This is a genomic window from Dyadobacter sp., assembly GCF_051859145.1.
GTDB lineage: Bacteria > Bacteroidota > Bacteroidia > Cytophagales > Spirosomataceae > Dyadobacter.
This window is the reverse complement of the sequence record NZ_JBHYGF010000133.1, coordinates 1-9,844: the sequence shown is the minus strand read 5'-3', so window position 1 is coordinate 9,844 and position 9,844 is coordinate 1. Positions and strand designations below refer to the sequence as shown.

Below are 9,844 nucleotides of genomic sequence, written 5' to 3'. Positions count from 1 at the left end.
CACAGCTGCATTGCTGACTTTGCCCGGAACCTCCACAGTGGGGAACGATGGACGGTTGTTTGTCCGGGGCGGCGATGCGTCGGAGACTTCCATCTTCATCGACGGGTTGCAGGTAGGTAATGCATTTGGCAGTACGGCATCCAATGTACCGACCCGGACGCGTTTCAGCCCCAATCTTTTCAAGGGATCGTTTTTCAGTACCGGCGGCTACTCGGCTGAATACGGACAAGCGCTTTCTTCTGCGCTCGCATTGAATACGCTTGACCTTCCTTTGCGGAACCAGGGCGATATCAGCATTATGTCGCTGGGCGGCGGGTACACGCAAACTTTGGTAGGGAAGCAAAATGCATTGACAGCATCCGCTAACTACTACAACCTGGCTCCCTACCAGTCGCTGGTGCGGCAGAATTTTGATTGGGAGAAAAGTCCGGCCAGCTGGGATTCTGAAATTTCACTCAGGCAGAAATGGGGCAATGCGGCAAAAGGTACTTCCGGATTTGTAAAAGCCTACTTCCACACAGAAGGAAGTCAAATGGTGATCTGGCAGCCTGTCCCGGGTAGCGACAGCCGCGGCGAGCGCGTACAGCTGCATAACAGGTACTCGTACGGGAATTTGTCTTTCAAACATGCCATTCAAAACGGCTGGCTGTTTTACGGAGGAGTCGCCTACTCGCATAACCGCGATGCATTGCAGATCAACCTTAATCCGGTGCGCCAGGTCAATCAGGTAACCCATTCAAAAATTGTGGCTGTGAAGGATTTCTCGCCGCAGTTTTCATTGAAAAATGGTTTGGAATGGTATATCAAAAGCTATTCGGAAGCATTGCCGGATGCAAACCGGAAGCGCGGCTATACTGATCAGCAGTTGAATCATTTTGTGGAAGCTACCTACTATTTCAGCAATCGCCTGATCATGGTCGGCGGGCTGAGAAGCGGGTACAGCTCGGAAGCAGGCCAAACCTGGTTTACACCCCGTTTTTCGGTTGCTTATAAGGCTGGTCAGGGACAGTTTTCCATTGCGGCTGGCCGGTTTAAGCAGTTACCCGAAGAGAAATATCGCGTCCGCCAGATTGACCTGAAAAACAGCGCGGCTACCCATTACATTCTCAACTACTTTATTGTCAATAACAACAGAACATTCCGTGCAGAAGCTTTTTACAAAAATTACGATAACCTCATTACTTACCAGGGTACCGCCGCAGATCCGCAGCAAATCGGGCAAAATGGTGCCGGGTATGCAAGAGGCGCCGACTTTTTCTACCGCGACCGCAAGAGCATCAAAGGCACCGACTTCTGGATCACATACAGTTTTGTAGATAGTAAAAGGAAGTTTGCAGCTTACGAAACGCGCGTACAGCCTTCGTTTGCGCCCAAACACAATGGATCGGTAGTAGTGAAACACTTTGTAGGTGCATTGAAATCACAGCTGGGCAGCTCCTGGTCGTGGAATAGCGGCTATCCCTTTGATAACCCCAACCTGCCCGGCGAAATGCAGCAGAAAACGCGCGGGTACAGCGACCTGAGCCTGAGCTGGAGTTACCTGCCCCGCCCCAACATGATCATCCACTTCGCCTGCTCCAATGTACTCGGCCGCCAGAATGTATTTGGCTACCGGTTCGCTGCCGCACCTGACGAAACTGGCGCTTTCGCCAGTCTGCCGATTGGACAGGGTGCACGAAGAATGGCATTCATCGGCTTGTTCATTACCCTTTCCAAAGACAAAAGTGCCAATCAGTTAAACAATCTATAATCAACCTTTTAAAACTGAATTCATGAAAAAGCTACCCCTATTACTCGCTATGTTGCTGTTTGTTTTCACCGCAAATGCACAGGAAACACCTTACCAGAAAGCCATGAAGAAGGAAATTGGCAAACTCATGCAAACTGACTCGCTGCCGCAATTACAGGAAGCGGCGAATGCATTTGCCCGCATTGCCGCGTTGAATCCCAAAGAATGGCAGCCTTACTACTACCAGGCGCTCGCCTACACTTTCCAGGGATTGAACAACAGTTTGTCGCTGGACAAGAAAGATGCGGCGCTGGCGCAGGCTGGGGAATTGATAAAAAAAGCCGAGGCTATTTCCTCAAATAATGCTGAAATTGTGACTTTACATGGCTTTGCGACAATGGCCAGCCTGAGCGCAGATCCTGGAAGCCGCGGACAAACTTTGTCTGCGCAGGTTTTGCAGACTTTTGGAAAAGCACTATCGATCGACAACCAAAATCCGCGCGCGCTGATATTAATGGCGCAAATGGAAGCCGGAATGGCGAAATTCTTCGGATCTGGTCCGGAAAAAGCTTGCGGGCTGGCAAAACAAAGCGTGGCGGCATTTGAAAAACAAAATGATGAAGCCTTGAAAGCGGCGCTAATGCCTTACTGGGGCAAAAACCTGGCAGAAGGAATGAGCAAAAATTGCCAGTAACAGTTTTGCATTACATTATAAACAGCAACTAAATGAGTGGCGAAGGCTCGGTCAAGGGATCGAAAGCATTCTGGAATTTTTCACCTGCATTCTTTGCGACGAATGTGCTGATCGCACTGGGAATTATGGTATTTACCTGTCCCTCCTGTGTGCTGGATTCGGCAAACTGGCGAAGTAGTGCCGACGATTTCCTGATCTCTTTCCTGATGTCGAGCCTGCTCAGCTACGGCGGGTTCCAGTCCGACCGGTTTTTTGACAAGCGACTTCCATGGATCCAATATCCTGTCAAGCGACTTTTCGTGGAGTACTCGGCTTATGCAGCCTATGTTTTTGTGGCGAGCTTCATTGTCATTTTTGCCCATTTGTTTTTGGTCAAACAGGCTTTTACGCTGAATGCGGTTCCGTGGGGCAAACTGGTGGGATATACCCGGTTTCCGATGCAGCTCTCGCTGGTAATCTCTTTTTTGCTGATGAGCCGGTCGTTTCTGCTGGAATGGCGCAAGGCGGCGATTGAGACTGAAAAATTGAAAACTGAGCGGTTCGCGCAACAGTACCAGTCACTGAAAGACCAGCTGAACCCGCATTTTCTTTTCAATTCATTGAATGTGCTGAGTAACCTTGTTTACGAAAACCAGGAAACGGCCGCGCGGTTTATCCAGCAGCTTTCCCGGATTTACAGATATGTGCTCGATGTGCAGCATGAGGAATTGGTCACTCTGGGACAGGAGCTTGATTTTGCCAAAAATTACCTGTCGCTTCAAAAGATCAGATTTGAGGAAAACCTCGATTACCGGCTACAAATCGACGAAAACCAGAAAGGTATGCTGCCGCCGCTTTCGCTGCAGTTGCTGCTGGAAAATGCAATCAAGCATAACATTGCCTCAACCGAAAATCCATTACGCATTAATATTTATCTGGAAAATGATTTCCTGGTGGTGAAAAACAATTTGCAGCTCAAAAGCCGCATTACCGAGGAATCAACAGGTATTGGATTGTCCAATATCAGCAAGAGGTATGAACTGCTGAGCCACCAGCCTATTTCAGTTCAAAATGGATCGGGTTACTTTATTGTGAAATTACCTTTGCTAAAAACTGACCTCCCGAGATGAAGATCCTGATTATAGAAGACGAGAAACCGGCCGCCCGCAGGCTCACCCAGCTGATCAGCGACCGGCTGCCGGAAGCCCGCATTGAAGCTGTGCTAGATACCGTGACCAGTGCGGTAAACTGGCTGAAAACAAATGCAGAACCCGACCTGATTTTCCTCGATATCCAGCTCGCTGACGGGATTAGCTTCTCGATTTTTGAAGAAGTGAAAGTGACTTCGCCAATCATTTTCTGCACCGCATTTGACCAATATGCGGTTAAAGCTTTCAAACTCAACAGCATTGACTACCTCCTCAAACCAATAGATCCCGTAGAGCTGAACAATGCATTAGACAAATTCAAAGCCGGCCGCAAGGAACCCGCGCTATCACTTGACCAGATCAGACAGCTGCTCGCGCCTGCTCCGAAAGTTTTTAAAACGAGGTTTTTGGTCAAAATGGGCGAACGCATTCAGACAATCGATGTGGCTGATATTGCATTCTTTTTCAGCGAAGAGAAAGTTACTCTACTGCAAACCCGGCAAGGCAAGAAGTTCACAGTGGATTACACGCTGGACGAAGTCGAGGATATGGTTTCTCCTGAACAGTTTTTCAGGCTCAACAGGAAATATATAGCCGCCATTTCTGCTATCAAGGACGTTTTTACATACTCCAACAGTCGCCTCAAAATTCACCTCGATCAATGCAGCGATAACGATATCCTGATCAGCCGAGAGCGAATGGGACAGTTTAAAAACTGGCTGGGACAGTAACTTTCACAGCCAAGGCACGGATTTTGAAGTCCTTACCAACCGTAAACAGCGCATATAAATTATGAGAGCAATATGGTCCGGGGCCATTGGATTTGGCCTGGTAAACATCCCCGTCAAACTTTTCAGTGCCACGCAAGGCAGCGAGCTCGACCTCGATATGCTGGACAAAAACGACCACGCTAACATCAAGTACCATCGTGTAAATGCAAATACAGGCAAGGAAGTAGAATGGGACGATATTGTAAAAGGTTATAAGGTAGACGATGATTACGTGGTGCTCGATGAAAAGGATTTTGAAAAGGCAAGTCCCGAGAAAACCAAGATCATAGAGATAGCCGAGTTTGTCAATGAAAAAGATATTGACAGCATTTACTACGAAACTCCATACTATTTACAACCTGAAAAATCGGGGGTAAAACCATACGCACTGCTTCGCGACGCACTGAAAAAGACAGGTAAAGCCGGGCTGGGTAGCTACGTGCTACGGAATCGGGAGAGCCTGGTACTGATCAAGGCGGCAGGTGAACTGCTGATTTTGAATAAAATACGTTTCGCTGATGAAATTCGCGATACCGAAGATCTGGTGGTGCCTGAGGTGAAGATCAAACCTGCTGAAATTGCCATGGCGGTACAGCTGATCGAGCAACTTACCACGGATTTTGACATTTCGCGATATAAGGATACCTATAATGAGAATCTGCTGAAACTGATCATGGCGAAAGCCAAAGGCAAAAAAGCGGCGGCACCGAAAATGAAGATCGTGCATTCGAAGAGCAAGGATTTGATGGCCCAGCTGAAAGAAAGTCTGGCAGCGCCGAAACGAAAAGCATCTTGATATGAAAAAGAAAGCCGAGTTAACGCACCTGGACAAGATCTACTGGCCTGACGAACAAATCACGAAAGGCGAGCTGCTGGAATATTACAGCAATATCAGTCCGTATATCCTGCCTTACCTGAAAAACCGGCCACTTTCCATGCGGCGGCAACCCAACGGCATAAAAGATGAAGGTTTTTTCCAGAAAGACGTGGGTGACTCTGCGCCTGACTGGGTGAAAACAGAGGCAATTCACGCAGAGTCGACCGACAAAATGGTCAACTACATTGTGTGTAATGATGTGGAAACTTTGCTGTATGTGGCCAATAAAAGCTGCATTGAAATGAACCCGTGGAATTCGACGATCAACAAGCTGGAATATCCCGATTACATTGTCATGGATATTGACCCTTCGGATAAAAACACATTCGACGAGGTAATTGAAGTAGCGCAGGCTATCAAAGCGCTGTTGGACCAGATCAATGTGGAAGGATACTGCAAAACTTCCGGATCAAGCGGGCTGCATGTTTACATTCCTTTTAACAAAAAATACAACTACGACGAGGCGCGGGATTTTTCGGAAATACTGGCCAGTATGGTCACTGAAATGCTTCCCAAACTCACTACGCTGGAAAGATCCTTATCCAAAAGAAAAAAGAACCAGATCTACGTCGATTACCTGCAAAACCGCATTGGACAAACGCTCGCCTGTCCGTACAGTGCCCGCCCAAAACCCGGCGCCACTGTTTCCGCTCCGCTGGAATGGAGTGAAGTAAAGCAGGGATTGCGCATCGGCGATTTTACGATCAAGAACATTTTGAAGCGGGTGGAAGAGAAAGGCGATCTTTTCAAAGGCGCACTTGGAAAAGGCATTGATATGGCCAAAGCGCTTCAAAAGCTGGAATCGATACAAACTCCATAGTAGCCCATTCCGGCTTTATTTATTAGGAGTTAAGAGGAAGTAATCTTTAATTTTAAGCTTCAACTTAACCTCTCAAAACGATGATCTTCAAATCTGCGCGATTTGCTACCCATTCTTTGACCTTACTTTTTGCTGCATTGCTGCTTCTTTCCGGCTGTAACTCCCGGCAGGAAGAGCAGGCCGGAGCTGATTCAGATTCAACAACCCGGCCGGTTGTGATCGGATATTTGGGCGGCTTCCACGGACTACTCAATACTGAAAATATCCAGGCTAAAAAACTCACGCATATCAACTATGCATTTGTGGATATCAAGCAAGGTAAAGCGTTTTTGACCAATGAAAAGACAGACACTACGAATTTCAGGAAACTGAATTTACTCAAAACCCAGAATCCTGACCTTAAAATCCTGATCTCCATTGGCGGCTGGGCATGGAGTGAAAATTTTTCAGATGCAGTGCTTACCGATTCTGCGAGAAAGACTTTTGCAGTGAGCTCAGTGGATATTATCAGAAAGCACAAGCTGGACGGTGTGGATATTGACTGGGAATATCCCGCTATTCCTGGCGAGGAAGGAAATGTGTACCGCCCGGAAGACAAGCAGAATTATACCCTGATGTTTGAAGCGATCAGAAAAGAACTTGACTTACTTGAAAAGGAAACAGGTGAGAAAAAGCTGCTTACTACTGCAACTGCGGGTTTCGTATCTTTTTTGAACACAACCGAAATGGGTAAAGCTGCCGAATACCTCGATTATGTCAATCTGATGACTTACGATCTTTTCCAGGGTGACACGGTGGTACACCACGCCAGCTTGTACCAGAGCGATAAATACAAGGCTGCTCACTCGGTGGACAAAGCAGTAAAAGCATTTCACGCGGCGGGAGTTCCAATGAATAAGCTCGTGGTAGGGCTTCCTTTTTACAGCCGCATATTCACAGTTGAGAAGCTGGAAAACGGTTTTGGTCAAAAACAGAAATCACAGGAGTATTACAAAGGATATACATTTATCAAGGATAGCCTGGTGAACAAAAAAGGCTTCAAAGCATTCAGGGACAGCGTTGCAAAAGCGCCTTACCTGGTCAATGAAGCTACCGGGCAGATACTCAGCTACGAAGACGAAGAAGCAGTGCGCGACAAATGCAGGTATGTACTTGACAAGAAGCTCGCGGGCGTGATGTTCTGGGAATACGATTCAGACCCGAAAAACTACCTGCTGAACGAAATTGATAAGGTGTTAAAATAGTGTTGATTTCTGTATTTCGTGGTAGCCGGCTGTCAGCTCACCTGTCCGGAAAAGGTTTACGAACTCGTGGGCCTTTCTGGTGGGTTCGGGCAGCCGGTGCTTGTGCAGACATTTTAATGCAATTGCAAGACTGTCTTCCAGGCTCATTTTATGCCCGGGAGAAATGAAAATAGGTTTGACCTTATCCTTACTCCGCAATGCGTAGCCGATCTTTTCGGCTTTGTCGATCACCCAGGAATACCGGCCCCGTTCTTCGGCTGGATCCTGGTAGATTCCAGTAAGCTTCTTTTTGGCGCAACCCATGGTAGTAGCGCCTGTCAAAACCCCAAAATGCGAAGCAATCCCCATTCGCTTCTTGTGTATAATCCCATTTCCATCAAACATCACCACATCTGGCTTGACGGGAATTTGCTCGTAAACCTCCAATAAAGCGGGTATTTCGCGGAATGCAAGGTAGCCCGGCACGTATGGAAATGTAGTGCTGCTTTTTACCAGAGAATAGGAAATGGGTTGCAGATCGGGATAGGTAAGTATCACCATTCCCGCGTAAACTGTCTCACTGTAAAGTGAAAGTGAAATATCCGCGCCGGCAATTGTCCGCACGGGCGTTTGCATTGGATCGAGGTTTAGGTACCTGCTCAGTTCCGTCTGAATCGCAGTTGCCTCAGGGATCGTAAGCTGGTCGTAGTTAGACTGTGCCGTATGAACAATCTGGTTCAGTAAATCTGGCATGATATTCGATGTTTGGCTAATAAAAAATCAGCCAATTAAAAAATCAGACCATCTTCAATGGAGCACGCCACGGTTAAGCGCAAATGGGCAAACTGGAAGTTTATCATATTCGTAATCATCCTTATTGCCGTTTTTATCAAATTTTTCGTCATCGACGATCACGACGAAAACGCGCCGGTTGTCGTCGCGCTTGACCTGGGACAGGTAGCTTTCCGGAGTGAACAGGAAGTGGAAGCGATACTGGGGCCGGGCAAGCTGGACAGCTACTTTGCAGATGCCAAAGCGGGCTGCGAAAAGTGCCCGAAGCGGATTTACCGCGATGGTAAGGTTGAGATCATTTTTATCAACGAAATCGCCGATCGCATTGTACTGCGCGACTTGTCCGAATACGATTTTGAAAACCGGGTGATTCTCGGCTTGCTCAATCTCAAAGAAAACATTGATCCAACAGTGGACAGCGACGAGATCAAGCGCTGGGTGAATTACGAGAAGTACACCGAAATAGCAGCATTTTCAGCCAAAGGGGATCTTGACTATATCCTGATCAAGTGTAAAACGGAGTAAGCTGCTCGCTTTCTGGTTAATGCCGTTTCAAATTACCTTCAATTGCAAATTTGCTCAGCACAAAGTACCCGAGCAAACCGGACAGTATTGAGCTGGTCAGGATAGCAAACTTTGCTTCGGCCAAAATTTCATGTGCGCCCGGGAAAGACAGCAATGCAATGAAGATTGACATGGTAAAGCCTATTCCCCCGAGCATACCTGCGCCGATAATGTGGCCCCAAGTGGCGTGTCCCGGCCGCGATGCGATCCCAAGTTTGATTGTAAGGCAGGAAATCAGTGAGATACCGATTGGTTTTCCCAGGGTTAATCCGACGATAATACCTAGTCCTAGCGCTGAATTCAGGCCTTCCAGCATGTTGGCTTCGATCGCAATATTTGTATTTGCCAATGCAAAAAGGGGCATGATCACGAAGTTTACAGGGTTTACAAGAATATGTTCGAGCTTTTCCAGTGGAGACTCAGTAGCGTCGGGCGTGGTGGGAATGGCGAAGGCGGTCAGTACGCCCGCGATCGTTGCATGCACACCGGAATGGTGAATGAAATACCAGATAAACAAGCCCGGTATCAGGTAAGCGGCCAGGTTTTTTACACCAAACTTGTTCATAGCCAACATGCCGCCGAAAATGGCGAATGCATACAACAGGTACATATAATGCAGCTCTGAGGAGTAAAATACCGCGATAACCAGGATCGCGATCAGGTCATCTACAATCGCCAGTGCGGCCAGGAAGATTTTGATGGAAGCAGGTACCCTTTTCCCCAGCATACTGACAATTGCGATTGCAAATGCGATATCCGTCGCCATCGGAATTCCCCAACCGGCTGCGGTAGGTGTGCCGCTGTTGCAGGCTGTATAAATCAGTGCTGGCACCATTACGCCGCCTATCGCCGCGAATATCGGTAATGCAGCTTTTTTGAATGAAGACAACTCCCCTTCCACCAGCTCCCGCTTGATTTCCAAACCCACCATCAGGAAGAATATGGCCATCAAACCATCATTAATCCACAACAAAACGGGATATCGTAAATGCACCGGTCCGGAATTGAAACCCAGCTCAATGCCGAGCAGTCGCTCAAAGGCAGGTCCGATGGACGAGTTGGCGATTCCAAGTGAAACGATCACACATACGATCAGTATGATGCCTCCTGCTGTACTGGATTGCAGGAATTCTTTGAGGGGCTTTAAGTTGATTAATCTGCGCATACGGCCAATTTAATAAATATTTTTTTGAGTTACCGGCAAGACAAATTGTGCTTTTCCGATATTTCTTCATGTTATATCAAGCG

At 47.5% G+C, this 9,844-nt stretch carries 10 protein-coding genes; 8 read left to right on the top strand and 2 right to left on the bottom strand.

Annotated features, from left to right (window positions below; genetic code table 11):
- The 7 genes from ACTIE6_RS09425 to ACTIE6_RS09395 form a co-directional block, all read left to right on the top strand.
- Nucleotides 1-1,750 (top strand): TonB-dependent receptor plug domain-containing protein (locus ACTIE6_RS09425; RefSeq protein ID WP_439556400.1); only part of this gene is annotated, 1,750 nt, incomplete at its 5' end.
- Nucleotides 1,751-1,772: 22 nt separating this feature from the next.
- The gene (locus tag ACTIE6_RS09420; protein WP_439556399.1) at nt 1,773-2,423 is read left to right on the top strand and encodes a hypothetical protein; all 651 of its coding nucleotides are present in this window, start codon (nt 1,773-1,775) and stop codon (nt 2,421-2,423) included.
- A 32-nt stretch (nt 2,424-2,455) separates the two neighbouring features.
- Nucleotides 2,456-3,532, top strand: coding sequence for a sensor histidine kinase (locus ACTIE6_RS09415; RefSeq protein WP_439556398.1), 1,077 nt, complete (start codon nt 2,456-2,458; stop codon nt 3,530-3,532).
- Entirely contained in the window at nt 3,529-4,281 is a 753-nt protein-coding gene (locus tag ACTIE6_RS09410; protein WP_439556397.1) for a LytR/AlgR family response regulator transcription factor, read from the top strand. The genes ACTIE6_RS09415 and ACTIE6_RS09410 overlap by 4 nt, the downstream gene beginning before the upstream one ends.
- A 61-nt stretch (nt 4,282-4,342) precedes the next feature.
- A complete protein-coding gene (locus ACTIE6_RS09405; protein WP_439556396.1) occupies nt 4,343-5,116 on the top strand; it encodes a Ku protein in 774 nt (257 codons plus the stop codon).
- A gap of 1 nt (nt 5,117) precedes the next feature.
- On the top strand, nt 5,118-6,017 hold the full coding sequence (gene ligD / locus ACTIE6_RS09400; RefSeq protein WP_439556395.1) for a non-homologous end-joining DNA ligase: 900 nt from the start codon (nt 5,118-5,120) through the stop codon (nt 6,015-6,017).
- Nucleotides 6,018-6,097: 80 nt separating this feature from the next.
- A complete protein-coding gene (locus ACTIE6_RS09395) occupies nt 6,098-7,261 on the top strand; it encodes a glycoside hydrolase family 18 protein (RefSeq protein ID WP_439556394.1) in 1,164 nt (387 codons plus the stop codon).
- Here ACTIE6_RS09395 and nfi read toward each other — a convergent pair.
- Nucleotides 7,253-7,993 carry a deoxyribonuclease V gene (gene nfi / locus ACTIE6_RS09390; protein ID WP_439556393.1) on the bottom strand — a complete coding sequence of 247 codons (741 nt, stop codon included), beginning with the start codon at nt 7,991-7,993 and terminating at the stop codon, nt 7,253-7,255. The two genes, ACTIE6_RS09395 and nfi, sit on opposite strands and share 9 nt — an antisense overlap.
- A gap of 57 nt (nt 7,994-8,050) precedes the next feature.
- Here nfi and ACTIE6_RS09385 point away from each other — a divergent pair, with 57 nt between their 5' ends.
- Nucleotides 8,051-8,557, top strand: coding sequence for a hypothetical protein (locus ACTIE6_RS09385; RefSeq protein ID WP_439556392.1), 507 nt, complete (start codon nt 8,051-8,053; stop codon nt 8,555-8,557).
- A gap of 16 nt (nt 8,558-8,573) precedes the next feature.
- Here the strand turns inward: ACTIE6_RS09385 and nhaA are convergent, their stop codons facing one another.
- On the bottom strand, nt 8,574-9,761 hold the full coding sequence (gene nhaA / locus ACTIE6_RS09380; RefSeq protein WP_439556391.1) for a Na+/H+ antiporter NhaA: 1,188 nt from the start codon (nt 9,759-9,761) through the stop codon (nt 8,574-8,576).
- Between the last annotated feature and the right edge of the window lie 83 nt (nt 9,762-9,844).